Source organism: Gordonia sp. G4, assembly GCF_057770005.1.
Window position 1 is genome coordinate 4,698,386 of record NZ_CM173442.1, and the last position, 25,915, is coordinate 4,724,300.

Sequence of the window (25,915 nt, forward strand, 5' to 3'; positions counted from 1 at the left end):
TGTTCACCGTCCGTGCGACAGACCGAGGAGGCGATACCCATGAACGATTCGACGTGGGCGCTCCCCTGCGGAGTCACGGTCGGGCGATAGGTCGTCCGGGGAGCGCCGTATGAGCGCACTCCCCGAAAGGCACGACCATGCACTTCACCTCTGAGACCCACCTCGTCGGCGGCGTCGTCGAACGGAACTTCGTCCTCGGCGACATCCCGGGCATCCTGTGGTCGCCCGCCACGACCTCGTCACCCGTTCCGCTGATCCTGCTCGGCCACCCCGGCGGCCTTCAGCAGATGTATCCACGGCTGTCCGCCCGGGCGCGGCGGGCAGTGACCGACGGCTTCGCCGCGGCGACGATCGAGACTCCCGGCGGCGGTGACCGACCGACGTCGATCGCTGCCGAACACGCCCGTGCCGAGCTGCGTCGAACGCTGCAGGCCGGCCTTGAGGTCAGCGCCGACATCGTCGACCGGCTCGTCCTGCCCCTGGTCGAGCAGTCGGTCCCGGAATGGCAGACGGCGATGGACCAACTCCTCGCACTGCCCGACATCGATGGGCCGGTGGGCTATTCCGGGGGCGTCATCTCCGTCGGCGTCCGGCTCGCCGTGACCGAACCCCGGATCGCGGCCGCCGTGCTGTTCGCGGGGAGCTTCATCCCGCGAGCGATTCTCGACGAGGCCCGACGCGTCACGATCCCCCTGCACGTGCTGCTGCAATGGGACGACGAACACAATGACCGGCAGGCCGCGCTGGACCTCTTCGACGCCTTCGGTTCGACGGAGAAAAGCCTCCACGCGAACATGGGTGGACACACCGGCGTCCCGACGTACGCGGGTGACGCCGCCGCCGGATTCTTCGTCCGCCATCTGAGCTGATCGGGCGCCGAGCGTCAGCCCCGTGGGCCTGTTCCGTCCCGGTCGGCGCTCGGCCCCAGCGGCCGTCGGTCGAGCGTTCCTGCGGCCGAACCGATCTCCCAGTGCACCGGCCCACTCGGGACAAGCGCGTCGAGCCACGTCGCGACGACATCGACGATCGTTTGCTCCAGGTCATCTTGCGACCATCCCCGCGGTCGCGACGGCACCTCCGGTTCCCCGCCGAGTTCCCCCCATTCGACGCCGAACAGCCATCGCTCGTCGCCGAATCGCCGGTCCAGTCCGAACGCGTCCGCACCCTCGAATCGTGCCCAGACATCGAACGGACCTTCGCCGTCTTGGTCGACGAACACATCGATCATCACACCGTCGACCGTCACGCCGCCGGCGACGTCGGACGCCGCCGCGCCGAGGCGTTCCAACATTGCTGCGACATCTACGGATCGCGTCGCAAGGATGTGTGCCAGGCTGCGTCGGTACTCGGCTGCGTCCACACCACGAGCGTATGTGGGTCGCCACCGGCGCACCGCATCGCACAGTGCGACCTGCCGGCGCGTACGCCGACCCGGAAACGGGAGAACCGTCGGACGCCGCGAAAGAAAAAACCCTGATGAGCGACGCTCATCAGGGTTTTCTGTCGGGCTGACAGGATTTGAACCTGCGACCACTTGACCCCCAGTCAAGTGCGCTACCAAACTGCGCCACAGCCCGTTGCTCCCGCCGAAGCGGAGCGATGTAAAGCGTAGCCGACGAGCACGGTCCCGAACCAATCGGCTGGTCAGGGGCCGATTCGACGCTTGCCGTCAGGTGTCGCGAAACGGTGCGATCGGCGCAACGATCCGCGACATCTCTTTGCGGCCTAGACCGCCGAACGCCTCTTGAACCAGATCCAGCCCGCGGTCACCAGGACCGCGCCGACAAGGGAGCCGATGATGCCGCTGGGACGGAGTTCGAGTCCGTCGCCGGAGAGCAGGCTGATGAGCAGCCCGCCGAGGAACGAACCCACGAGTCCGGCCACCAGGGCGAGACCCCAGTCGACGGTTCGCAGGTTCTTGCCGCCGAGGAGGATCTGCGCGAGGGCGCCGATGACCATGCCGAAAACGATGATTGCCAAGATGAGCACGAGACACCCTAGCCCACAACGCGTGTCATACACCACAGATCCACCAGAGCTGGACACGTCCACCACCTGAGCGGTGGAGGAACTGTCCAGCCGTGGTGGACCTGACGGCGCCGCGGGTCAGCGCTTGCGGCGTTGCTCCCGCTTGTCGCGGACGCGGACGTTGATCCGAACCGGCGAGCCGTCGAAGTTGAACTCCTCACGCAGCCGCCGCTCGAGGAATCGGCGGTAGCCCGCCTCGAGGAAGCCGGTGGTGAACAGCACGAAGGTCGGCGGCCGGACCGAGGCCTGGGTCGCGAACATCACGCGCGGCTGCCGGCCCCCGCGCAGCGGCGGCGGGTTGGCGGCGATGACATCTTTGAGCCAGTTGTTCAGCGGGCCGGTCGAGATGCGCTTGTCCCACGACTCGAGCGCCGATTCCAGCGCGGGCACCAGCTTCTGGACGGCCCGGCCGGTCGACGCCGAGATGTTCACCCGCCGCGCCCAGGGCACACGAGCGAGCTCGCGGTCGATCTCCTTGTCCAGCTGATACCGACGATCCTCGTCGACCAGATCCCACTTGTTGAACGCGATCACGAGCGCGCGGCCGCTCTCGATGATGAGCGACAGCACGCGCAGGTCCTGTTCGGTGATCGGTTCCGACGCGTCGATCAGCAGGACCGCCACCTCGGCCGCGTCGAGCGCCGACCGCGTCCGCAGCGACGCGTAGTACTCGTGACCGCTCGCGGTCCGCACCTTGCGTCGCAGACCGGCGGTGTCGACGAAATTCCAGGTCTTGCCGCCGAGTTCGACGAGTTCGTCGACCGGGTCGACGGTCGTGCCGGCCACGTTGTCGACCACCGAACGCTCGCTACCGGTCAGCTTGTTCAGCAGCGAACTCTTGCCGACGTTCGGTTTGCCGACGAGCGCGACCCGACGAGGACCGCCGAGAGTCGGTGCCTCCCGGGGAGTCTCGGGCAGCTTGTCCAGGATGATGTCGAGCAGATCGCCGGCGCCGCGGCCGTGCGCGGCCGACACCGGGTACGGCTCGCCGAGCCCCAGCGACCACAGCGAGGCGGTATCGGACTCGAGACGTTCGCTGTCGACCTTGTTGGCACACAGGATGACCGGGGTCTTCGAGCGCCGCAGCACCCGTGCGACCGCTTCGTCGGTCGCGGTCGCGCCGACCGTGGCGTCGACCACGACGACGATGGCGTCGGCAGTGCGCATGGCCAGTTCGGCCTGGGCGGCGACGGCCTGTTGCAGGCCCTTGGCGTCCGGCTCCCAACCTCCGGTGTCGACGACGGTGAACCGCCGGCCCGACCACGACGCCGCATACGACACGCGGTCACGGGTCACGCCGGGGATGTCCTCGACCACGGCTTCCCGACGGCCCAGGATGCGGTTGACGAGCGTCGACTTGCCCACGTTGGGCCGTCCGACGATCGCCACCACCGGCATGTGCTCGACGCCGGACGCGTCGTCGGCGCCCCCGACATCGGTCAGCTGCCAGTCGGTTTCGTCCGACCACGTGCCGTCGCCGGGCAGCGCCGTGAGATCGTCCGAGTAGTTGTCGCTCACCGTTCCACAGCTCCGATCCGGGTCTCCACGAGGCCGCTCAGTTCGTCGAGCACCTCGTCGAGGGTTTTGTCACTGGTGTCGACGAGAGTCGCGTCGTCGGCCGCACGCAGCGGCGACACCTTGCGCGTCGAGTCGAGATGGTCGCGCCGGTTGACACTCGCCAGCACCGCCTCGTAGTCGCTGTCGCGTCCGCCGGCCAGGTTCTGCTTGTGCCTCCGCTCGGCGCGCGCCTCGGGCGTCGCGGTCAGGAAGATCTTGACGTCCGCCTCGGGGAACACCACGGTGCCGATGTCGCGGCCCTCGACGACGACGAACCGTCCTTGCGCATTCTGCTGTTGCAGCGCAACCAGTTTCGTGCGCACCTCGGGTACCGCCGACACCGCGGACACGGCGCTCGTGACGTGCTCGGTCCGGATGGGACCGGAGACGTCGCGACCGTCGAGAAACACCTTGGCCCCGTCTCCGTCCGGCACCAGCGCGATGTCGACGCCGGCCGCCACGCGGGCGATCCCGGCTGGATCGTCCAGCGCAACACCGGCATCGAGAACAGCGAGCGTCACCGCCCGGTACATCGCACCGGTGTCGAGGTAGCTGGCCCCGACCTTGGCCGCGAGCAGTTTCGAGACCGACGACTTACCGGTACCCGCCGGACCGTCGATGGCGACGACATGCGTGGTTCCGCCGGCAGACGAGGACACCCCGTCGGTCACAGGCCGACCGCCTTGTACAGGCCACCGACCTCGTCGCTGCCCAGGACGCGCAGGCTGCCCGGGCGCTGCTCGCCCAGTGCCACCGAACCGACATGTGTGCGAACCAGTTTGACGACCGGGTAACCGACCTCGTCCATCATGCGACGCACCACGCGATTGCGGCCCTCGTGCAGAGTGATCCGCACCAGCGACTGCCCCTCGTGGACCTCGATCACGGTGAACTTGTCGACCGTCACCGGGCCGTCGTCGAGGTCGACGCCCTCGCGCATGCGTCGCGCAATCCCGCGCGGGACCTCGCCCTTGAGTGTTGCGAGGTAGGTCTTGGGCACCTCGAAAGACGGGTGCATCAACCGGTGCGCGAGTTCGCCGTCGTTGGTCAGCAGCAGCAGACCCTCGGTGTCGGCGTCGAGGCGACCGACGTGGAACAGCCGCTGGCCCGCCATGACCCGCTCGGCGACCACGTCACCCACACAGGGACGGCCCTGGTCGTCCGACATCGTCGACTGCCAGCCCTTGGGCTTGTTGAACGCCAGGTACTGCCGCGTCTCATCCATGATCACGCGGGCGCCGTCCACGCGGATGATCGCGGTGTCGGGGTTGATCCGCAGACCCTGCTCGGTGACGATCTCGCCGTCGACCTCGACACGACCGGCCGCGATCATCTCCTCGGCGCCGCGTCGTGACGCCACGCCGGCCTGGGCGAGCACCTTCTGCAACCGAACGCCGTCCTCGACGTAGGCGGCGCCGTCGCCGGAGCCGTGAGTGTCATCGGCGGGCGTCTGGTGGCGCGCCGGCTTTGCGTTGTTCAGCCGGATCTTGCCCACTTCGGCGTTCGGCTTCGAGGACCCCTTGCGGTGGGTCTTCTTGGTTCGCGGCTGTTGTGCGGGCGCGCCCTTGCGGCGGTTTCCCGGTGAGCCATCTCGGCCAGCGGATGCCATGTTCTCTCAGTCCTGTGAGTCGGTGGTGGTGCCACCGTCGATGATCAGTTCCTTCGAGTCTGACGGTTGAGAGGACAGTTTGGCGAATCGGGGATCCGCCAGCAGTTCCTCGTCGAGGTCGTCGATCAGGTCCACGTCGGGTAGGAGCGGCGCCAGATCGGGTAGCTCCGACAGGGACGCGAGGCCGAGGCGCTCGAGGAACAGCTCGGTGGTGGCATACGTCGTGGCGTTCGTGGTCGGTTCGTTGCCGACCTCGTTGATCAGCCCGCGTGCGACGAGCGTGCGGATCACGCCGTCGACGTTGACGCCGCGGATGGCGCTGACCCGGGCCCGGGTGACCGGCTGCCGGTACGCGATGACCGCCAGTGTCTCGAGGGCCGCTCGGGTGAGCTTCGACCGCGCCCCGTCGAGCAGCAGCCGCTCGACGTACGGGGCGTATTCCGCTCGTGTGTAGTAGCGCCAGCCGTCGCCGGCGAATCGCAGATCGAAGCCGCTGCCCGACGCGGTGAGCTCGGACGACATCGCGTTGAGCGTCTCTCGTACCCGCGTGCGGTCCTGGTCCACTGCGTTCGCGAGTTCGTCGGTGGTCACCGGGGTGTCGACGACGAGGAGCACCGCCTCCAGGGCTGAGCGCAGACGATCGTCGTCGAGATACTCCCCGTCACCCTGGAGCGCGGTCTGCTCGGGTTCGGCCGGTCCCGGATCCTCCCCCGCGGCCGGCCTGGTCGCGTCGTATGTCTCGACGTCGGGAACGTGGTCTGTCATCCGTAGTCCTCTGCCTTGTCGATGCGCAGGTCGTCGGCGCCGCGTTCGCTGGTCCACATCACCGCCAGGTCCTCGAGCGCCACGGGTTGTTCGAAGGCGACGGCCCGCTCCCGGAACAGCTCGAGCAGTCCGAGGAAGCTGCCGACGATCTCCAGCCCGCTCGCACAGTCCGCGGTCAGATCACGGAAGCTCAACCATGTGCCCGGCGCGGCACTGAGCAGGGACGCCATCCGACGCGCCTGGCCCGGAACGGACACCTTCTGTACGTCGTGCAGGTGGTCGAGGCCGACGGTGGGCACCGGGCGCGGCGTCAGCCCCGTCGCGGCGACCTGGGCGAAGCCGTCGGCGTCGACGCCGAGGGTCACCTCCGGCAGCAGATCCTCGAACCGCTTCTCCAGCGACACCGCCCGCGGGTAGCGCTGGAGCGCGGCCGCCTCGAGCTCGCCGAACAGAGCGGCCACCTGCTTGTACGCGCGGTACTGCAGCAACCGGGCGAACAACAGGTCCCGGGCCTCGAGCAGTGCGAGATCCTCGGGATCGTCCACCTCACCGGACGGCAGGAGGCGAGCCGCTTTGAGATCCAGCAGCGTCGCGGCGACTACGAGGAACTCGGTCGTCGCGTCGAGGCCCATCTCCGGCCCGAGTTCGCGCGTGTAGGCGATGAAGTCGTCGGTGACCACATGCAACGCCACCTCGGTCACATCGAGGCGGTGTTGTGAGATCAGGTTCAGCAACAGGTCGAACGGGCCCTCGAAGTTGCGCAGCTTCACCCGGAAGCCGGACTCCTGGGCGCCTTCCGGCGCCACCGCTTCTGCGATTGTGGCGGGTTCGGAGGCCGCGGCGTCGGGCGCCACCTGGTCCGTGCCGAGCGTCATGTGCCTTTGACGTTGCGGGCGATGACCTCGCGCGCGAGCGCCCGGTATGCCTTCGCGCCGGCCGACCGCGGCGCCCAGGAGGTGATCGGTTCTCCGGCGACGCTGGTCTCCGGGAACCGGACTGTACGGGCGATGACGGTGTCGTAGACGGCGTCACCGAACACCTCGACCACACGCGCCATCACCTCGCGCGAGTGCAGCGTGCGGGCGTCGAACATGGTCACCAGGATGCCGCCGAGATCGAGACGCGGGTTGAGCCGGTCACGCACCTTGTTGATCGTGTCGGTGAGCAGCGCCAGTCCGCGGAGGCTGAAGTACTCACACTCCATCGGGATGAGCACGGTGTCGGCGCAGGCCAGCGCGTTGACGGTGAGCAGACCCAGCGACGGCTGGCAGTCGATGAGGACGACGTCGTAGCGGTCGAGCACGGGATGCAGTGCCCGGCCCAGCGATTGCTCGCGGCCGACCTCGGTGACCAGTTGGATCTCCGCGGCGGAGAGGTCGATGTTGCTGGGCAGCAGGTCGAGACCGTCGACGCGGGTCCGCATCAGGACCTCGTCGGTCGCCACCTGCGGCGGCACGAGCAGGTTGTAGACGGTCTGATCCAGTTCGTGGTGCGGCACACCGAGACCCGCGGACAGCGCACCCTGAGGGTCGAGGTCGACGAGCAGGACCCGGCGACCGTATTCGGCAAGCGCCGCACCGAGATTGATGGTCGACGTCGTCTTGCCCACGCCGCCCTTCTGGTTGCAGACCGCGATCACCGTGGCGGGTCCGTGGCGGTCGAGCAATGCCGGTTCGGGAACGTCGCGATACGGCCGCCCGGTGGGCCCGATCTCGTCGACGTCGTGCCCTGCTTCTTCGGTGTCGTTGCCGGGCGACACCTGGATGCTGTACTGATGATCTCCCGGACGGGCGCCAGACCGCGGTGCGCTCGGAGTGGTCACGTGTCCGCCGCTCCCTTCGCTGTTCGATGCCGCTGCTGTTCGATCACGCTGCTGGTCGGTGCCGCTGTCGCCGCTGTTCGGTCGGGCAGCCGGTCCGCCCGTCGGCGTCCGAGCCTCGTATCAGCCTAGGACATCTGCCCGATCATTCCGGCGTCGGCGCGCCCGACGCGACCGCAGCGGTCAGCGCGCCCGCGGATGGGCGACGGCATAGACCTCGCGCATCGTGTTCACCGTCACGAGTGTGTACACCTGCGTAGTGGTGACCGAGGCATGGCCCAGGAGTTCCTGGACGACGCGGACGTCGGCGCCGCCGTCGAGGAGATGCGTCGCGAAGCTGTGCCGCAGGGTGTGCGGCGAGACCGCCTTGTCGAGTCCGGCACGTTCGGCCGCGGTGACGAGCACCTGCCAGGCGCTCTGCCGCGACAGCCGGCCACCGCGAGCGTTGAGGAACAGCGCGGGCGTCGCCCGCGACACCAGCGCGGGCCGTCCGCGGACGAGATACGCCTCGAGAGCGTCGACGGCCGGTCCGCCGATCGGCACGAGACGCTCCTTCCCGCCCTTGCCCCGCAGGCGAACCGCCCGCATGTCGTCGAGATCCAGGTCGTCGATGTCCAGCGAGGTGGCCTCGGAGATCCGCGCCCCGCAGCTGTAGAGGAACTCCAGCAGGGCACGGTCCCGCAGGCCGCGCGGATGGTCGTCGGCGCCCGCGGCGTCGAGGATCGCGAGCACCTCGTCCACCGGCAACGACTTCGGCAGGCGGCGGGCGGCGCGGGGCGGCCGGACATCATGCGCGACGTCGGTCGTCACGATCCCCTCGTCCACCGCGAACTTGTGAAACCGTCTGGTCGCGACCAGGGTTCGCGCGATCGAACTGTCCGCGAGGGGCGCGAATCCCGCGTCGGCGTCGCCGCGCCGCAGCTCCACGAGGAACTCGCGGATGTCCTCCTCGGCCACCGTGTCGAGGGCCGAGATCCCTCGTCGGTCGAGGTATCGCCGGTACCGCTCGAGGTCGCGCCGGTACGACGACACCGTGTTGGCCGCCGCACCTCGCTCCACCGTCAGGTGATCGAGGTAGCGCGAGATGTCGGCGGCCAGGGTCACGACCGGCGGCCCCGATCGTCGGCACGACGGTTGCGTAATGCGGTCGGTTCGTCCGGCCACGGGGCGCCGACACCTCGCAGACCGGTCGTCGATTCGCGCGCAGCCGCCGCGGCCAGGATGCCGGCGACGCTGGTCGCGTTGACGATCTCGCCCGCAAAGACCTGGGCGACAGCGTCGTCGAGCAGTACCCACTCCACCGACATGTCGGCCTCCTCGTCCACGCGTTCGGCTGCGTCGAGATGGTGCAACCCCTCGGCGAGATACAGCCGCAGCGCCTCGTCGGTGAACCCGGGTGAGAGGGCGAGGTCGACGAGGACGTGCCACGAGTCGGCGGCGAGATCGGCCTCTTCGGCCAACTCGCGCTGCGCGGCGGCCAAGGGCTCCTCGTCGGCCTGGTCGAGCAGCCCCGCGGGCAACTCGAGCAGTCGGCGTCCGAGCGGATGACGGTACTGCCGCACCATCGCCACGCGACCGGCTTCGTCGCGTGCCAGGATCGCGACGGCCCCGAAATGCTCGACGACCTCACGCTCGGCGACGCGTCCGCCCGGCATCTCGACATCGTCGACCCGCAGGGTGATGATCGCGCCGTCGTACACCGTGCGGCTGTCCTTGACCTCGAAGTCGTGGCCCAAGGCGGGTCAGCCCCTGCCGACGGAGTCGTCGAGCGCTGCCTCGCCGAGCCCGGCCACCGGTTCGACCGTGACCGCGTTGACCGCGGCGACCGCGTCCGCGGGAGCGTCGTTCGACTCGTAGTCGTCACCGAGGTCGACCGGGAGGCGCTCGGCGGCCTTGTACTTCAACGCGGCCTCGATGAACGACCGGAACAGCGGATGCGGACGGGTCGGCCGACTCTTGAGCTCCGGATGCGCCTGGGTGGCAACGAGATACGGATGAACGGACTTGGGGTACTCGACGAATTCGACGAGATGCCCGTCGGGCGAGGTGCCCGAGAAGACGAGTCCGGAGTCGGCGATCTTGTCGCGGTAGGCGTTGTTGACCTCGAAGCGGTGGCGGTGACGCTCGGACACCTCACGCGTCCCGTACGCCTCGGCGACGACGGACCCGGCCTTCAGCACGGCGTCGTAGGCTCCGAGCCGCATGGTGCCACCGAGGTCGGCATCGCCGGCCACGGCGTCGGCCTGATCGGCCATCGTCGAGATCACCGGGTGCGGCGTCTCCGGATCGAACTCGGTCGAGCTCGCCTCGTCGAGCCCGACCGACCGGGCTGCCTCGATGACGACACACTGCAGGCCGAGACACAGACCCAGCAGCGGGATCCCGCGGCGGCGCGCATACGAGATGGCACCGACCTTGCCCTCGATGCCGCGGATGCCGAAGCCGCCGGGGATCAGGATCGCGTCGACGTCGCCGAGCGCGGCCTGCGCACCTGCCGCAGTGGCGCATTCGTCCGAGGGCACCCACTTGATCTCGGTGCGCGCCTTCCAGGCGAAGCCGCCCGCACGAATGGCCTCGGTCACCGACAGGTAGGCGTCGGGCAGGTCGACGTACTTGCCGACCAGCGCGACGCGGACGGTCTCCCGCGGCTCGTGCACGCGGCGCAACAGTTCGCCCCACACCGTCCAGTCGACGTCGCGGAACGGCAGACCGAGCTTGCGGACCACGTAGGCGTCGAGGTGCTCGCTGTGCAACACCTTCGGGATGTCGTAGATCGACGGGGCGTCGGGAGTGGAGATCACGCCGTCGAGTTCGACGTCGCACATGAGCGCGATCTTCTTCTTGAGCCCCTCGGGCACGTCCCGGTCGCAGCGCAGGATGAGCGCATCGGGCTGGATGCCGACGTTGCGCAGCGCGGCGACCGAGTGCTGGGTCGGTTTGGTCTTCAGCTCACCCGACGGAGCCAGGTACGGCACCAGCGACACGTGCAGGAAGAAGACGTTGTCGCGGCCCACGTCGTGGCGCACCTGACGCGCGGCCTCGATGAACGGCAGCGACTCGATGTCACCCACGGTGCCGCCGATCTCGGTGATCACCACGTCGGGGACCTCGCCGTCGGCGTCCGGCTCGCCCATCGCCAGCACCCGCGACTTGAGTTCGTCGGTGATGTGCGGGATGACCTGGACGGTCTCGCCGAGGTACTCGCCGCGGCGTTCCTTGGCGATGACCGTCGAATAGACCTGTCCGGTGGTCACATTCGCCGACTGCGAGAGATTGCGGTCCAGGAAGCGTTCGTAGTGCCCGACGTCGAGGTCGGTCTCGGCGCCGTCCTCGGTGACGAACACCTCTCCGTGCTGGAAGGGGTTCATCGTGCCGGGATCGACATTCAGATAGGGGTCGAGCTTCTGCATCGTGACCCGGAGGCCCCGCGAGGTGAGAAGCTGCCCCAGGCTGGAGGCCGTCAGGCCCTTGCCCAGCGAAGAGGCGACACCACCGGTCACAAAGATGTGCTTGGTGTCATGAACATGGCGAAGTGGTCGCAAAAGAAGTGTCTCCCGTCGGCCGAATCGGGGCCGATGCCCTGATTACCTACGGGACTCCAGGGTAACACCACCGGCGCCCGACGCCGCACCGCCACACCGCAGGCGGGCGTGGCGGCACTTCCGCGAGCGCAGCGAACCCGTTCTCACGCGGCCGGCCGGCCGTCGACGCCGACCGTGATCGCGGTCGCCCCCGCTCCGGTGCCGTAGGAACCGGTCGTACCGTCGACCTCGGCGGCCAGGGCGAGAATCGTCGTGATGAGGCCGGTCGGCTGATCGATGTTGTCGACCGTCGAGACCGCGTTGGCCAGCGACGGATCCGAGCGGACGATGGCGATCGGCGACCCACCCGAGGCCGACCCGGTGCGCCCGACGAGTACACCGCCGACCCCGCGTGCCGACATCGCGGCAGCGAAGCGGCCGACGAGCGCGCCCTGCGCGCCCGAGTCCGGTCCGAACTCGTCGCCGGTGACCACGACGACCAGATCGGTCGGGGTGATGGCGTTGTCGGCGTAGTCGATGAATCCACCGTCGCGCAGCGTGCCGAGACCGGTCCGACGATCACCGGACGACGCCGGACGTGCCGTCTCGTTCGACAGCACGAGGGCCCCCAGGAGGTCACCGACCCGCCCGCCGGAGTCGGTCAGTTCGGCGCGGAGCATCGTGCCCGGCGGGATGGTCTGGTCGACGATCGTCCGCAGCTCCTCGGACTTGCCGTCGGTGAGCAGTGCGTCGGTCAGGGCCAGCTGTCCGCCGAAGCGTGCCCCGGCACCCGAGATCGACTCCTTGACCGCGTCGACGTCGGCTTCCGCCGCGTTTGGTGCGGTCACCACCAGAACGGACTGCCCCTTCAACTTGTCGGCGATCAGCCGCGGCGCGATGGCGAGGTCGAAGCTGTTGGAGGCATTGAGCTTTGCGTTGAGATCGTCGCGCTCGTTCTCCAGGTCGCCGATGCGGTCGCGGCTCGTGCCGGTCATCGAGTTGACACGGTCGCCGACGAAACCCGATCCCAGGAACAGTCCCAGGGCGAGCGCGAGAAAGACCGCGACCAGTGAGATCGCGTGCTGTCGTAGCGAGATCATCGGCTACCTGTTCCAAACCTCTCGTGCCCAGTCCAGCAGCGCGTTCCACTGCAGGACGATCCAGTCGGTGATGTCGGTGCCCGCATTCGACAACATCACGGCCGCGATCACGGCCACCAGGGCCGCGAGGACGACACACGCGATGGCCGCTCCCGACACCCGGCTGCGGTACAGCGTGGCGACCGCCTTGGCGTCGACCAGCTTCTGACCGACCTTCAGCCGCGTCAGGAACATCGAGGGATTGCTCTCCCGGCGCGAGCGGTCGAAGAAGTCGTCGAGTGACCCGGGATAGCCGACGGTGACGATCAGATCGGCGCCGTGGTAGTCGGTGAGCAGCAGCGCCAGGTCGCCGGCCGAACCGGCGGCCGGGAACGTGGTGGCGCCGATGCCCAGATCCTGGATGCGTTCGAGCCCGGTCGCATGGCCGTCGGTGTCAGCCGGAAGCACCAGCTGTGCACCGGATTTCAGCGTCGCAGTCTTCATGGTGTCGGGGTCGCCGACGACGATCGCGGGCTTGTACCCGGCCTTCATCAGGGTGTCCGCGCCGGCCCCGACACCCACCATGACGGGCTGATACTCCTTGATGAACGGCTTCAGGGAGCGCAGGTCGGCGGCGCGGTCGGCGCCTTCTCCGACGATGACGACATGGCGGCCCGCGACGTCGACGTCGATCTCGGGGACACCGACGCCGTCGATGAGCAACGGGGATTCGCTGCGGATGAACTCGATGGTGTTGCCCGAGAACGCCTCGAGATGGTCGACGAGACCGGCTTTGGCGCCGATCATGATGTCGGCGATCTCACGCTCGTCGAGTTCGGTGCCGAGTGCCAGTCGTCGTTCCCCGACGAACAGCCGGTCGTTGTGGACCCGCACCTTGGCGCCGTCCTTGACCCGCTTGAAGATGTCCGGTCCCACGTCGTCGAGCAGCACGATGCCGGATGCCACCAGGACCTCGGGCCCGAGGTTGGGATAGCGGCCGGTGATCGACCGCGAGGCGTTGACCACGGCCACGACGTTGGCCTCGACGAGGGCATCGGCGGTCACCCGGTCGAGGTCGACCTCGTCGAGGATGGCGATGTCGCCCGGCCCGACGCGGTTGAGCAGCCGTTTCGTGTTCTTGTCGATTCTGGCGATACCGGTCACGCCAGGCAGTTCTTCGGTGGTACGCGCGAGCAGTGCAGGCATCTTCATGACGGCCATGATCGGCCGAAGGCAGGTCTCAGCCGTGGAGGCGCGCCGTAACAGGAGCAACTTTTGTCACACACGCACCATGTGTTTCACCGTTCGTGACCGGTCAGTTGGCAGCGCGCTCCGTCTCCGCGATCGCCAGCAGTTCTTCGGCGTGGGCGCGTCCGGTGTCGGACTCCCCCAGGCCCGCGAGCATGCGGGCCAGCTCGGCGACACGCTCGTCCCGATCGAGCGTGCGGACGCTGCTGGTGACCAGCGCACCCTTCTTGCTCTTGCCGATGACGAGGTGATTGTCGGCGAACGCCGCCACCTGCGGGAGGTGCGTCACCACGATGACCTGGTGCGCCCGGGCGAGCCTCGACAGGCGCTTCCCGATCTCGACGGCCGCGCGGCCACCGACGCCGGCATCGACCTCGTCGAAGACCATGACCGACCCCGACGTGGGTGCGGCGAGGACGACTTCGAGCGCGAGCATCACCCGCGAGAGCTCGCCACCCGATGCCGACTTCGCGATGGGCAACGGGGTGGCGCCGGGATGGGCGACGAGCGCGAACTCGACCTTGTCGGCGCCATCGGCGCCGGCGTGCACAGCGGTGCCCGCGACGGTGACCGCCAGCCGGTCGTCGGGCGACGCCGGGTCCGGGTTGACCGCGACGGCCAGCGCCGAGTCCCCCATCGCCAGCCCCTTGAGCTCACGGGACACCTTGTCCGCCATCGACTTGGCGGCCTTCGCGCGCAGCGTGTGCAACTTCTCCGCCGCGGTCTGCACGGCATCCCGCGCGGACATCGCGGCGACCTCGAGCTCCTCGACCGAGGCACGCGGGTCCTCGAGTTCGGCCAGTCTGGCCTCTGCGGTTCGGCGCCAGTCGATCACGCCGTCGACGTCGGGTGCGTACTTACGGACCAGCGTCTTCAGCTCGGCCTGACGGGCGAGCAGTTTGTCGAGTTCCTCGGCGTCGGCGGGCAGGCTCGACGTGAAGGCGGTCAGTTCGGCACCGACGTCGGTGATGATGGTGAGCGCCTCGGCGACGCGCGGCACCAGATCGCGCAAGGTGTCGTCCGCCGCGGTCTCGAGGAGCGTCCGGACCGTTCCGAGGCCCTCGATGACCGACGACCCCGATTCGCCCGCGACGAGATGGTGGGCCTGATCTGCAGCACCCCGGATGGACTCCAGGTCGGAGAGCCGACGGATCGTCGCGGTCAGCTCCTCGTCCTCCCCGGGCGCCGGGTCGACGGCGGCGATCTCGTCGATGCCGAACCGCAGCCGGTCGGCCTCCTGCGCGAGCTCCCGCTGGTTGGCGCGCCGGGTGTCGAGCTCGTCGAGCAACTCCACCCAGGCCGACCGCGCCTTCCGGTACGACTCCAGTGCCGAGGCGGCCTTCGGTCCGGCGAAGGTGTCGAGCGCGGCACGCTGGTGCTCAGGACGCAGGAGGCGCAACTGATCGTTCTGGCCGTGGATGGCCAGGACCGCGGTGGTGAGCTGACCCATCACGCCCACCGGCACCGATCGCCCGCCCAGATGGGCACGGGACCGCCCGTCGGCGCTGACCGACCGGACCGCGATGACGGTGTCGTCGTCGTCGAGCTCGGCCCCGGTGGAGTCCAAGATCTCGGCGACGACCGGGTCTCGCTGCGCGCCACCGTTGTTCGCGAGACGGAATCGGCCCTCGACGATCGCCTTGGCACTACCGGTCCGGACGCGGGACGCGTCGGCGCGTGCGCCAGACAGCAGGTGCAGGCTGGTGACGATCATCGTCTTACCCGCGCCGGTCTCGCCGGTGAGCACCGTGAACCCGGGATGGAAGCGCGCCTGCGCCTCCTCGATGACGCCGAGTCCGGTGATCGAGATCTCTTCGAGCACGCCTACGCCTGCCTCCCCCGCCAACCCGTGACCGGGAGGGCGAACTTGGTGACCAGTCGGTCCGCGAAGGGATCGGAGTCGATCCGGATCCATCGCACCGACCGCTCGCTGCGCACGACCTCGACCCGCGCACCGGCGGGGACGTCGAGCGCGCGCCGGCCGTCACACAGCGCCACCGCCGACCGTCCGTTCTTGTCGACCTCCACCGCTATCCGCGATCGTGGACTCGTGACCATCGGCCGTGCGAACAGCGCGTGTGCGTTGTTGGGGACCACCAGGATGGCCTCCAGATCGGGCCACATCACCGGGCCACCCGCCGAGAAGGCATAGGCCGTCGACCCGGTCGGTGTCGACACCAGCACGCCGTCGGCGCCGAAGGCCGAGACCGGCCGGCCGTCGACCTCGGTCACGAGTTCGAGCACACCGTTGTTGCTCGTGTTCAGGACCGCGACCTCGTTGAGGGCCCAGCTGCAGGCGGTCGGCGGATCCGGGTCGGCCGGATCGACGATGGCGATGTCGAGGGTCATCCGCGGTTCGATGCGGTAGTCCCGGGCGATCAGCTGGTTCATGACCTCGTCGACCCGATGGGCCTCCGCCTCCGCCAGGAAGCCGATGTGCCCGAGGTTGATACCGAGGACGGGGACCTCTGCGGGATAGGCCAGCTCCGCTGCCCGCAGGAAGGTGCCGTCGCCGCCCAGCACGATGACCAGCTCACAGCCCTCGGCCGAGGCGGACTCGGCGGTTGTCACCTCGACGACAGCTCCGAGGGACCGCAGGTATTCGGGATCGACGGGGACGTTCGGGGGACGCGGCGACCCGCCCTCGTTGTTGCGGTACAGCACGTCGTGATCGGGGGCGTCGCGGTCGAGAGTGTCATGGTCGACGACGCGGAGTGCGACGCCGGCGGCCGCACAGCGTCGCGCGATCGCTTCGATGGTGTCGAGAACGTTCTCGCGTCCGGTGTGGGCGACCACCAAGAACTCGCGGGCACCGGTGTGGTCCGGCGCCGAATCGTCGGTCACTGGTGATTCCCTCCATCGAAGTGCGGTCTGGGAAAAGTGCGGTGTCGGAGTTCGGCCACGTCACCGAACCGAGCGATCAGCGCGGACCCGCGGCGACCGCTTGTTCGATCATGGCTCGGAGTTCGTCCGGGGATCCGGTGAGGCGATCCGCGTCGGCCGAGTCCGACCGGTCGACCCTATCGCTCTGTCCCGACTCCCCGCCTGTCCGGTGGTGCTCGTTGTGCAGCCAGAGGAAGAACTCGACGTTGCCCGACGGCCCGGGCAGCGGGCTGGCGACCACACCCCGGGTGCGGAGACCGTGTGCGGCGGCTTCGGTCGCGACCGCCAGTACCGCTTCGGCGCGCAGCGCCGGGTCGCGGACCACGCCGCCCGAACCGACCCGGTCCTTGCCGACCTCGAACTGCGGTTTGACCATCGGCAGCAGGTCGGCGTCCGGCGCGCAACACCGGGCCAGCGCAGGGAGCACCAGCCCGAGCGAGATGAACGACAGGTCGGCGACCACGACGTCGACCGGACCTCCGATGGACTCGGGCTCGAGATGTCGGACGTTGGTCCGGTCGTGGACCACGACGCGATCGTCGTTCTGCAACCGCCAGATGAGCTGTCCGTAACCGACATCCGCGGCAACCACCTCACGGGCGCCGCGCCGGAGCAGTACATCGGTGAATCCCCCGGTGGACGCGCCGGCGTCGAGGCATCGACGTCCCTCGACCACGAGTCCCTGCGGCTCGAAGGCGTCGAGTGCACCGAGCAGTTTGTGCGCACCCCGTGACGCCCAGTCGTCTCGTGGACCCTCGTCGACGACGATCGGAGTGTCGCGGGTGACGCCGGTGGCCGCCTTCGACGCGACGGTCCCGTTTACCCGGACCGAACCGGCATCGACGAGTTCACGCGCCTGCTCGCGTGAGCGCGCGAGACCGCGACGGACGAGTTCGGCATCGAGCCGTGCTCTGGTCGCCATGCTCAGGACCGTTCTTCCACCGACGACTGCGCCCCGCTCGGGGTCATCGCCGGTCGACGGCGTCGAGGGCCGCGGTGAGCGAGTCGTGGGCCTGCTCGAGGAGCCCAGCCTGACGTTCGAGTGCCGCAAGGGAGAACGTGTCGCCCACCGATTCTCGAACCTCGTCGACCTGCGCGAGTATCCCGGTGACCTCGGCCTCCACGTCGGGCAGCTCGGCCACGTCACCAGCCGCCCCGAACCCGTCGGCTACCGGATCGAACTGCCGACGCGGCATCGCACCCGGCGTGGGCCGGGACGGTCCTGGGTCAGCCGGGGAGGCGGTCGGGTGATTCATCGTGCACCACGCTAGCCGACGAGTGTGACACCGAGGGATTCGAGCTTGGCCAGTGCGGTTCCCTCCGCGACAACCCGCAACTCGTCCGGATCCGCCGACCCGGCATCGACCGCTTCCCAGACGGCCGCCGCGAGCGCGGGCACCAGACCCGCCTCCGCGCCCGAACCGGCGACCCGCACCGTCGAACCGTCCACCTCGACGTCCCACCCGGGTTGGTCGGACACGCGCACGGCGTCGATGTCGACGAACAGGCCCGCGAGATCGTCCAGAACGTAGGTGGGCCGCTGCTCCGGCGGAGCCGCCAGCAGATCGTCGACGGTGCTCACGCCGGTCAGCACCAGAGCACTCTCGATACCGACGGCGTGTCCGCCCTCGATGTCGGTGTCGAGCCGGTCCCCGACGACGAGCGGTGCACTCGCCCGTGCGCGCGCGATCGCGTCGGCCATCAACGGCGCGGCCGGCTTGCCCGCCACCAGGGGCTCTTTACCCGTCGCGTTACGCAGCGCGGCGACCATGGAGCCGTTCCCCACCAGCAGTCCCCGCTCGGAGGGCAGGGTGGCGTCGACGTTCGTCGCGATCCACAGCGCACCGGCTCGGATCGCGAGCGCGGCCTCGGACAGCTGCGCCCACCCGGTGTCCGGTGAGTGCCCCTGGATCACCGCGGCGGGCCGGTCATCGGCACTTCGTGTCACCCCGACGCCGACCTCGCGCACCTCTTGCGCGAGGCCGTCGGTACCGATCACCAGGGCACGCGATCCCGGCTCCAGATGCTCGGACAGCAGCCGGGCACCCGACTGCGCACTCGTCACGACGAGGTCGTCGGTCGCCTCGAATCCGAGTTCGCGGAGATGGGCGGCCACCTCGGACGGACGACGGCTCGCGTTGTTGGTCACGAAAAACCGCGGTATGGCCAGCCGAGCCAGCGCGTCGAGAGCGTTGGGCAGCGCGTGGTGCCCGGCGAACACGGTGCCGTCCAGATCGAGGAGAAGTGCGTCGTGACGATCGACGAGGGTGACGGAATCGGCCGGACCGTCGGCGGTGGGCGCGGCCGGAGCCCGCGACTCCGACGAGTCCTCCAAAGCAGTCAGAGGGTTCGGCACGCCTTCGACGATCGTCGACTCGGAGACGACCACGTCGGTGGTCTCGCGGTCCACTTCCGATTCGACGGCGGGGCCGGCTTCGTCCGCGTGCACGGCTGTGTCGACCGGAGTCGAGGTCTGCGACAGGTCTGCGGTACCCGGAACGGTCTCGATGTTCTCGGCCTCGTCGTTCTGGGTCTCGACATGCCCGATTTCGACGGCAGGTGCAACCGGCTCGGCGGACGAACCGCTCGCGGCGGCGTCGCCGGACGAGTCCTCGACCGGTGCCGGCGACTCCGACAGCGGTTGTTGCTCGACGTCGTGTTCGACGCCCGGCACCGGCGCCGCCTGTGCGTGGCCACCCGCTGACGCTCCGTTCACCGAAACGCCCTGTGCAGGCTGATCGTCGTTGGCCAGTTCGGTAAGGCGGTCCTCGGCGTCGGTGACATCGTCGACGTCGGCTGCCGCGGCGTTCATGAACCAGGTGATCGCATCGTCCCGGCGACCGGCCGACTCGAGCGCGGAGGCATACGCGTAGAAGAGGCGAGCCGGACCCGTGCCGAGCTGCCCTGGCTTGAGATTCTCCGCCTGCAGGGTGACGACGGCCTTCTCGGGCTCGCCGAGGTCCATCCGGGCGCCCGCTTCGACGATCCGCATCTCCGTGGCGTCTTCTCCCGTCAGTGACCGGCCCTCGTCGCCTCGGGCGATCTCGACGGCACGTTCGGGGCGCCCGAGACCACGTTCGCTGTCCGCGATGAGCGGCAGCAGGGCGGAATTGCCGGTGATGCGTTTGGCGGCCCGGAGTTCCGTCGCGGCTTCCTGCCATTCGCCGGCGTTGTAGGCGGCGATGCCGACGGTCTCCCGGACCACGCCGACCCGGGACGCGCGAGCACGGGCTGCGCGTGCGTGCTCCAGCGCCTGGGCGGGATCCTCGAGCAGGATCCGCGACACCATCACGAGATGCCGCGCGACGATCTCGGCGTTGGCCTTGTCGAGTGTCAGCAGGTCACGACGCACCTCGGGATCGAGATCCGAGGCTGCCACGTCGTCGGGTAGCGGCGGCCCGGGCTGACGGCTGCCACGGTCAGACGCCCGGTCACGCCCCGGACGATCAGGACGGCCGCCTCGGCCACCGTCTCGCTGTCCACGCGTGTCCCGCTGTCCGCGGCCCTCGCGGCGCGGACGATCACGATCACTCATAGCTGCCAATCTATGCTCTCGAACCTTGCTGGATGCCACTCGGCGACGACGCCGGCATGGGCGGACGCATGAGAAAGGCCCCGTATCCGACGAAAGAAATTCATCGAATACGGGGCCTTTCTGAAGTTGTGTTCGGCGGTGTCCTACTCTCCCACACTGATTAAGGTGCAGTACCATCGGCGCTGGAGGGCTTAGCTTCCGGGTTCGGAATGGGGCCGGGCGTTTCCCCTCCGCTATAGCCGCCGTAACTTTGTGAAACAACCACACACGATTGCTTATTTATTCGTGTGTTGTTTCAGAAGTACATAGTGGATGCGAACACAACCAGAAACCAAGAATAGGTTTGTGGTGATGTTGTGGGTGTTGTTGGTAAGTCCTCGGCCGATTAGTACCAGTCACCTGAACACATTGCTGTGCGTACAGTTCTGGCCTATCAACCCCATGGTCTGTAGGGGGCCTTAACCCCGCAAAAGGGGGTGAGAAACCTCATCTTGGAACAGGCTTCCCGCTTAGATGCTTTCAGCGGTTATCCCTTCCGAACGTAGCTAACCAGCAGTGCCCCTGGCGGGACAACTGGCACACCAGAGGTTCGTCCGTCCCGGTCCTCTCGTACTAGGGACAGGTTTCCTCAAGTTTCTTACGCGCGCGGCGGATAGAGACCGAACTGTCTCACGACGTTCTAAACCCAGCTCGCGTGCCGCTTTAATGGGCGAACAGCCCAACCCTTGGGACCTACTCCAGCCCCAGGATGCGACGAGCCGACATCGAGGTGCCAAACCATCCCGTCGATATGGACTCTTGGGGAAGATCAGCCTGTTATCCCCGGGGTACCTTTTATCCGTTGAGCGACACCGCTTCCACTTGCCGGTGCCGGATCACTAGTCCCGACTTTCGTCCCTGCTCGACATGTACGTCTCACAGTCAAGCTCCCTTGTGCACTTACACTCAACACCTGATTGCCAACCAGGCTGAGGGAACCTTTGGGCGCCTCCGTTACCTTTTAGGAGGCAACCGCCCCAGTTAAACTACCCACCAGGCACTGTCCCTGAACCCGATCAGGGTCCGAGGTTAGAAGTCCAATACGATCAGAGTGGTATTTCAACAACGACTCCATGAACACTGGCGTGCCCACTTCACAGTCTCCCACCTATCCTACACAAACCGAACCGAACACCAATACCAAGCTATAGTGAAGGTCCCGGGGTCTTTTCGTCCTGCCGCGCGTAACGAGCATCTTTACTCGTACTGCAATTTCGCCGAGTCTGTGGTTGAGACAGCAGAGAAGTCGTTACGCCATTCGTGCAGGTCGGAACTTACCCGACAAGGAATTTCGCTACCTTAGGATGGTTATAGTTACCACCGCCGTTTACTGGGGCTTAAATTCTCAGCTTCGCCACCAAGGTGACTAACCGGTCCTCTTAACCTTCCAGCACCGGGCAGGCGTCAGTCCGTATACATCGTCTTACGACTTCGCACGGACCTGTGTTTTTAGTAAACAGTCGCTTCTCTCTGGTCTCTGCGACCCACACCAGCTCAGGCAGTAAATGCCGTCACCAGGATGGGTCCCCCTTCTCCCGAAGTTACGGGGGCATTTTGCCGAGTTCCTTAACCACAGTTCTCTCGATCGCCTTAGTATTCTCTACCTGACCACCTGTGTTGGTTTGGGGTACGGGCCGTGTACCAACTCACTAGAGGCTTTTCTCGGCAGCATAGGATCATGGAATTCACCGCAACGGCTACGCATCACCTCTCAGGCTTCATGAACGACGGATTTGCCTATCGCTCGCCCTACAGGCTTACACCAGTACAACCACTGACTGGCCCCACTACCTTCCTGCGTCACCCCATCGCTTGCCTACTACCAGCCAAGGTCCCATGCATCACCCCAACTCGGCACCCGAAGGCACTCTCGTGAGGATCAGGATGGTTAGTACAACTGATTCAGCATGGGCGCGGATACACGGGTACGGGAATATCAACCCGTTGTCCATCGACTACGCCTGTCGGCCTCGCCTTAGGTCCCGACTCACCCTGGGCGGATTAGCCTGGCCCAGGAACCCTTGGTCATTCGGCGGCAGAGTTTCTCACTCTGCTTTCGCTACTCATGCCTGCATTCTCACTCCCACACCCTCCACCACTAGATCACTCTGTAGCTTCCACGGATGCAGGACGCTCCCCTACCCACCCACACACCTGGCCAACCACCCGTAGGCAGAAGGCGGGCTTATGTGAGTGCCGCGGCTTCGGCGGTGTACTTGAGCCCCGCTACATTGTCGGCGCAGGATCACTTGACCAGTGAGCTATTACGCACTCTTTCAAGGGTGGCTGCTTCTAAGCCAACCTCCTGGTTGTCTTCGCGACCCCACATCCTTTTCCACTTAGTACACGCTTAGGGGCCTTAGCCGGCGATCTGGGCTGTTTCCCTCTCGACTACGAACCTTATCGCCCGCAGTCTCACTGCCACACTCTCACTTACCGGCATTCGGAGTTTGGCTGACGTCAGTAACCCTGTGGGGCCCATCGGCCATCCAGTAGCTCTACCTCCAGTAAGAAACATGTGACGCTGCACCTAAATGCATTTCGGGGAGAACCAGCTATCACGGAGTTTGATTGGCCTTTCACCCCTACCCACAACTCATCCCCTCCATTTTCAACTGAAGTGGGTTCGGGCCTCCACGACGTCTTACCGACGCTTCACCCTGGCCATGGGTAGATCACTCCGCTTCGGGTCTAGACCCGGCGACTCAAACGCCCTATTCAGACTCGCTTTCGCTACGGCTACCCCACACGGGTTAACCTCGCCACCGAGCACTAACTCGCAGGCTCATTCTTCAAAAGGCACGCCATCACCCACCGCAGTAAACTACGCGCAGGCTTTGACGGATTGTAAGCGTCCGGTTTCAGGTACTATTTCACTCCCCTCCCGGGGTACTTTTCACCTTTCCCTCACGGTACTAGTCCGCTATCGGTCACCAGGAAGTATTCAGGCTTACCGGGTGGTCCCGGCAGATTCACAGCAGATTCCACGAGCCCGCTGCTACTTGGGGACACCGTCACGCAAGACCATGTGTTTTCAGCTACCGGACTCTCACCGACTACGGCAGACCATTCCAGGCCACTTCACCTAACACACGATTTTCTGACTCACGCTTCCACAGGCAGATGGAAGAAGACGAACCCCACAACCCCACACACACAACCCCTACCCGGTATCACATGCGCATGGTTTAGCCTCATCCGCTTTCGCTCGCCACTACTCACGGAATCACAATTGTTTTCTCTTCCTATGGGTACTGAGATGTTTCACTTCCCCACGTTCCCCCCACACAGCCTATACATTCAGCTGGTGGTAACACGACATCACTCGTGCTGGGTTTCCCCATTCGGACACCCTCGGATCACAGCTCGTTTGACAACTCCCCGAGGACTATCGCGGCCTACCACGTCCTTCATCGGCTCCTGGTACCAAGGCATCCACCGAACGCCCTTACACACTTACAACAACACCTACAAACAACCCCCACCACACAACCCCAAAGAGTCACGCCGCGAGGACCGAATGTAGACATCACCACAACAAACAAATCATTTTCTGCTAAATCACAGACCAACAAAAGTTGGTTTGAAATAAAGATGCTCGCATCCACTATGCACTTCTCAAACAACACACACCGACCACCAGTCAGCCGCTCCACACCCCATCACAGGATGCCTCAGCACGACGTCTCAACGATCAGCCCAGAGAAAACGTGTGTTCTCTCAGAACCCCGATAGCGTGTTGGCAGCAACAAACCGGTCACCCGGCAAGCTCACCACTGGCACCCGCCCATTGAAGGCCGGCACCGTTGCGTGGCGTGTTTGATGTTTCACCCTTGAACACACACTCACCGCGACACAATCGGCCACGTAATGAGTGTTGTTGTGTGCTCCTTAGAAAGGAGGTGATCCAGCCGCACCTTCCGGTACGGCTACCTTGTTACGACTTCGTCCCAATCGCCGATCCCACCTTCGACAGCTCCCTCCCACAAGGGGTTAGGCCACCGGCTTCGGGTGTTACCGACTTTCATGACGTGACGGGCGGTGTGTACAAGGCCCGGGAACGTATTCACCGCAGCGTTGCTGATCTGCGATTACTAGCGACTCCGACTTCATGGGGTCGAGTTGCAGACCCCAATCCGAACTGAGACTGGCTTTAAGGGATTCGCTCCACCTCACGGTATCGCAGCCCTCTGTACCAGCCATTGTAGCATGTGTGAAGCCCTGGACATAAGGGGCATGATGACTTGACGTCATCCCCACCTTCCTCCGAGTTGACCCCGGCAGTCTCCTGCAAGTCCCCGGCATAACCCGCTGGCAATACAGGACAAGGGTTGCGCTCGTTGCGGGACTTAACCCAACATCTCACGACACGAGCTGACGACAGCCATGCACCACCTGTACACCAACCACAAGGGAACGACTATCTCTAGCCGCGTCTGGTGTATGTCAAACCCAGGTAAGGTTCTTCGCGTTGCATCGAATTAATCCACATGCTCCGCCGCTTGTGCGGGCCCCCGTCAATTCCTTTGAGTTTTAGCCTTGCGGCCGTACTCCCCAGGCGGGGTACTTAATGCGTTAGCTACGGCACGGATCCCGTGAAAAGGAACCCACACCTAGTACCCACCGTTTACGGCGTGGACTACCAGGGTATCTAATCCTGTTCGCTACCCACGCTTTCGCTCCTCAGCGTCAGTTACTACCCAGAGACCCGCCTTCGCCACCGGTGTTCCTCCTGATATCTGCGCATTTCACCGCTACACCAGGAATTCCAGTCTCCCCTGTAGTACTCAAGTCTGCCCGTATCGCCTGCACGCCTACAATTGAGTTGCAGAATTTCACAGACGACGCGACAAACCGCCTACGAGCTCTTTACGCCCAGTAATTCCGGACAACGCTCGCACCCTACGTATTACCGCGGCTGCTGGCACGTAGTTGGCCGGTGCTTCTTCTCCAGGTACCGTCACTCACGCTTCGTCCCTGGTGAAAGAGGTTTACAACCCGAAGGCCGTCATCCCTCACGCGGCGTCGCTGCATCAGGCTTGCGCCCATTGTGCAATATTCCCCACTGCTGCCTCCCGTAGGAGTCTGGGCCGTGTCTCAGTCCCAGTGTGGCCGATCACCCTCTCAGGTCGGCTACCCGTCGTCGCCTTGGTAGGCCATTACCCCACCAACAAGCTGATAGGCCGCGGGCCCATCCCACACCGCAAAAGCTTTCCACCAACCACCATGCGACAGTTGGTCATATCCGGTATTAGACCCAGTTTCCCAGGCTTATCCCAGAGTGCAGGGCAGATCACCCACGTGTTACTCACCCGTTCGCCACTCGAGTACCCAGCAAGCTGGGCCTTTCCGTTCGACTTGCATGTGTTAAGCACGCCGCCAGCGTTCGTCCTGAGCCAGGATCAAACTCTCCATGAAAAAACAGCGAAACAAAACCAACCCCCACAAAAGGGCCAGCGTTTCAACAATAATCAGGAAAGCAAAACCTGACCAAAATAAACCTCAAAAAAACTGGCATCAAAAAATAAACTCATCAGCGTCACACGACTTGAAGCCGCGTGACACATCATCTAAGCAAACCATTCGACGCCACAATAAATGGCATCAAACAATCCACCAACACACTATCGAGTTCTCAAAGAACACACACCCACCAGACGTCTTCGGTATGAAGCCGGCTCCGATGAGCTCTCCCCAGAGCGCGCTGAACGCTCGCGATCTCGTTCTCGGGAGTGGCCCCGCACAGGCGGCCCGAGCGAGTTGCTCGGGCACTTCGGCTTCCCCGGGGCTTGCGGCTCCGGGGGAGTTGCTCTCTGCGGTGCGTCGATTAAG

19 protein-coding genes, 1 tRNA gene and 3 rRNA genes are annotated in these 25,915 nt (G+C 66.0%); 1 reads left to right on the top strand and 22 read right to left on the bottom strand.

What is annotated here, in order from left to right; translation table 11 throughout:
• Positions 1 to 137: 137 nt before the first annotated feature.
• Positions 138 to 869: a dienelactone hydrolase family protein gene (locus AC3B5T_RS21370; protein ID WP_055475369.1), complete on the top strand. Its 732-nt coding sequence runs from the start codon at positions 138 to 140 to the stop codon at positions 867 to 869.
• Positions 870 to 883: 14 nt separating this feature from the next.
• Here the strand turns inward: AC3B5T_RS21370 and AC3B5T_RS21375 are convergent, their stop codons facing one another.
• The 22 genes from AC3B5T_RS21375 to AC3B5T_RS21480 all read right to left on the bottom strand — a co-directional run bounded on the left by AC3B5T_RS21375 (position 884) and on the right by AC3B5T_RS21480 (position 25,501).
• Complete coding sequence (locus AC3B5T_RS21375) at positions 884 to 1,360, bottom strand: DUF6389 family protein (protein WP_231632667.1); 477 nt, start codon at positions 1,358 to 1,360, stop codon at positions 884 to 886.
• A 143-nt stretch (positions 1,361 to 1,503) separates the two neighbouring features.
• Positions 1,504 to 1,577: transfer RNA gene (locus AC3B5T_RS21380), tRNA-Pro, on the bottom strand.
• A gap of 148 nt (positions 1,578 to 1,725) precedes the next feature.
• Entirely contained in the window at positions 1,726 to 1,989 is a 264-nt protein-coding gene (locus AC3B5T_RS21385; protein WP_010844812.1) for a hypothetical protein, read from the bottom strand.
• 117 nt (positions 1,990 to 2,106) lie between these two features.
• On the bottom strand, positions 2,107 to 3,546 hold the full coding sequence (der, locus tag AC3B5T_RS21390; RefSeq protein ID WP_010844811.1) for a ribosome biogenesis GTPase Der: 1,440 nt from the start codon (positions 3,544 to 3,546) through the stop codon (positions 2,107 to 2,109).
• Positions 3,543 to 4,256: a (d)CMP kinase gene (gene cmk, locus AC3B5T_RS21395; protein ID WP_055477235.1), complete on the bottom strand. Its 714-nt coding sequence runs from the start codon at positions 4,254 to 4,256 to the stop codon at positions 3,543 to 3,545. The genes der and cmk overlap by 4 nt, the downstream gene beginning before the upstream one ends.
• Positions 4,253 to 5,194, bottom strand: coding sequence for a pseudouridine synthase (locus AC3B5T_RS21400; protein ID WP_035718315.1), 942 nt, complete (start codon positions 5,192 to 5,194; stop codon positions 4,253 to 4,255). Before AC3B5T_RS21400 ends, cmk begins: the two co-directional genes overlap by 4 nt.
• A 6-nt stretch (positions 5,195 to 5,200) precedes the next feature.
• Entirely contained in the window at positions 5,201 to 5,959 is a 759-nt protein-coding gene (gene scpB, locus AC3B5T_RS21405; protein ID WP_055477234.1) for an SMC-Scp complex subunit ScpB, read from the bottom strand.
• On the bottom strand, positions 5,956 to 6,834 hold the full coding sequence (locus tag AC3B5T_RS21410; RefSeq protein WP_010844807.1) for a segregation and condensation protein A: 879 nt from the start codon (positions 6,832 to 6,834) through the stop codon (positions 5,956 to 5,958). Before AC3B5T_RS21410 ends, scpB begins: the two co-directional genes overlap by 4 nt.
• Positions 6,831 to 7,781 carry a ParA family protein gene (locus AC3B5T_RS21415; protein ID WP_055477233.1) on the bottom strand — a complete coding sequence of 317 codons (951 nt, stop codon included), beginning with the start codon at positions 7,779 to 7,781 and terminating at the stop codon, positions 6,831 to 6,833. The genes AC3B5T_RS21410 and AC3B5T_RS21415 overlap by 4 nt, the downstream gene beginning before the upstream one ends.
• A 180-nt stretch (positions 7,782 to 7,961) precedes the next feature.
• Positions 7,962 to 8,882 (bottom strand): site-specific tyrosine recombinase XerD, encoded by a 921-nt coding sequence (gene xerD / locus AC3B5T_RS21420; protein ID WP_010844805.1) that lies wholly within the window; start codon positions 8,880 to 8,882, stop codon positions 7,962 to 7,964.
• A complete protein-coding gene (locus AC3B5T_RS21425) occupies positions 8,879 to 9,514 on the bottom strand; it encodes an NUDIX domain-containing protein (protein ID WP_055477232.1) in 636 nt (211 codons plus the stop codon). The genes xerD and AC3B5T_RS21425 overlap by 4 nt, the downstream gene beginning before the upstream one ends.
• A 6-nt stretch (positions 9,515 to 9,520) precedes the next feature.
• On the bottom strand, positions 9,521 to 11,320 hold the full coding sequence (pyrG, locus tag AC3B5T_RS21430) for a CTP synthase (protein WP_084817360.1): 1,800 nt from the start codon (positions 11,318 to 11,320) through the stop codon (positions 9,521 to 9,523).
• Positions 11,321 to 11,463: 143 nt separating this feature from the next.
• The gene (locus AC3B5T_RS21435) at positions 11,464 to 12,399 is read right to left on the bottom strand and encodes a copper transporter (protein WP_014927031.1); all 936 of its coding nucleotides are present in this window, start codon (positions 12,397 to 12,399) and stop codon (positions 11,464 to 11,466) included.
• 3 nt (positions 12,400 to 12,402) lie between these two features.
• A complete protein-coding gene (gene steA / locus AC3B5T_RS21440; RefSeq protein WP_044507963.1) occupies positions 12,403 to 13,590 on the bottom strand; it encodes a putative cytokinetic ring protein SteA in 1,188 nt (395 codons plus the stop codon).
• A 103-nt stretch (positions 13,591 to 13,693) separates the two neighbouring features.
• Positions 13,694 to 15,448, bottom strand: coding sequence for a DNA repair protein RecN (gene recN, locus AC3B5T_RS21445; protein WP_055477231.1), 1,755 nt, complete (start codon positions 15,446 to 15,448; stop codon positions 13,694 to 13,696).
• Positions 15,449 to 15,450: 2 nt separating this feature from the next.
• The gene (locus AC3B5T_RS21450; RefSeq protein ID WP_010844799.1) at positions 15,451 to 16,470 is read right to left on the bottom strand and encodes an NAD kinase; all 1,020 of its coding nucleotides are present in this window, start codon (positions 16,468 to 16,470) and stop codon (positions 15,451 to 15,453) included.
• A 76-nt stretch (positions 16,471 to 16,546) separates the two neighbouring features.
• Positions 16,547 to 17,431 carry a TlyA family RNA methyltransferase gene (locus AC3B5T_RS21455; protein ID WP_010844798.1) on the bottom strand — a complete coding sequence of 295 codons (885 nt, stop codon included), beginning with the start codon at positions 17,429 to 17,431 and terminating at the stop codon, positions 16,547 to 16,549.
• Between the two features lie 43 nt (positions 17,432 to 17,474).
• Complete coding sequence (locus AC3B5T_RS21460; protein WP_055477230.1) at positions 17,475 to 17,765, bottom strand: hypothetical protein; 291 nt, start codon at positions 17,763 to 17,765, stop codon at positions 17,475 to 17,477.
• A gap of 11 nt (positions 17,766 to 17,776) precedes the next feature.
• On the bottom strand, positions 17,777 to 20,044 hold the full coding sequence (locus AC3B5T_RS21465) for an HAD-IIA family hydrolase (protein ID WP_488357901.1): 2,268 nt from the start codon (positions 20,042 to 20,044) through the stop codon (positions 17,777 to 17,779).
• Positions 20,045 to 20,174: 130 nt separating this feature from the next.
• Positions 20,175 to 20,291 (bottom strand): 5S ribosomal RNA (gene rrf / locus AC3B5T_RS21470).
• Positions 20,292 to 20,409: 118 nt separating this feature from the next.
• Positions 20,410 to 23,545: ribosomal RNA gene (locus tag AC3B5T_RS21475) — 23S ribosomal RNA — on the bottom strand.
• A gap of 433 nt (positions 23,546 to 23,978) precedes the next feature.
• Positions 23,979 to 25,501 (bottom strand): 16S ribosomal RNA (locus AC3B5T_RS21480).
• Together the 16S, 23S and 5S rRNA genes form the textbook arrangement of a ribosomal RNA operon.
• Positions 25,502 to 25,915: the final 414 nt, after the last annotated feature.

Bases quoted from the DNA above. Each gene is read 5' to 3' on its own strand.
- AC3B5T_RS21370 (WP_055475369.1), top strand. From the start codon at position 138: ATGCACTTCACCTCTGAGACCCACCTCGTCGGCGGCGTCGTCGAACGG.
- AC3B5T_RS21400 (WP_035718315.1), bottom strand. From the start codon at position 5,194: ATGGCATCCGCTGGCCGAGATGGCTCACCGGGAAACCGCCGCAAGGGC.
- scpB (WP_055477234.1), bottom strand. From the start codon at position 5,959: ATGACAGACCACGTTCCCGACGTCGAGACATACGACGCGACCAGGCCG.
- AC3B5T_RS21410 (WP_010844807.1), bottom strand. From the start codon at position 6,834: ATGACGCTCGGCACGGACCAGGTGGCGCCCGACGCCGCGGCCTCCGAA.
- AC3B5T_RS21435 (WP_014927031.1), bottom strand. From the start codon at position 12,399: ATGATCTCGCTACGACAGCACGCGATCTCACTGGTCGCGGTCTTTCTC.
- steA (WP_044507963.1), bottom strand. From the start codon at position 13,590: ATGAAGATGCCTGCACTGCTCGCGCGTACCACCGAAGAACTGCCTGGC.
- AC3B5T_RS21455 (WP_010844798.1), bottom strand. From the start codon at position 17,431: ATGGCGACCAGAGCACGGCTCGATGCCGAACTCGTCCGTCGCGGTCTC.
- AC3B5T_RS21460 (WP_055477230.1), bottom strand. From the start codon at position 17,765: ATGAATCACCCGACCGCCTCCCCGGCTGACCCAGGACCGTCCCGGCCC.
- AC3B5T_RS21465 (WP_488357901.1), bottom strand. From the start codon at position 20,044: ATGAGTGATCGTGATCGTCCGCGCCGCGAGGGCCGCGGACAGCGGGAC.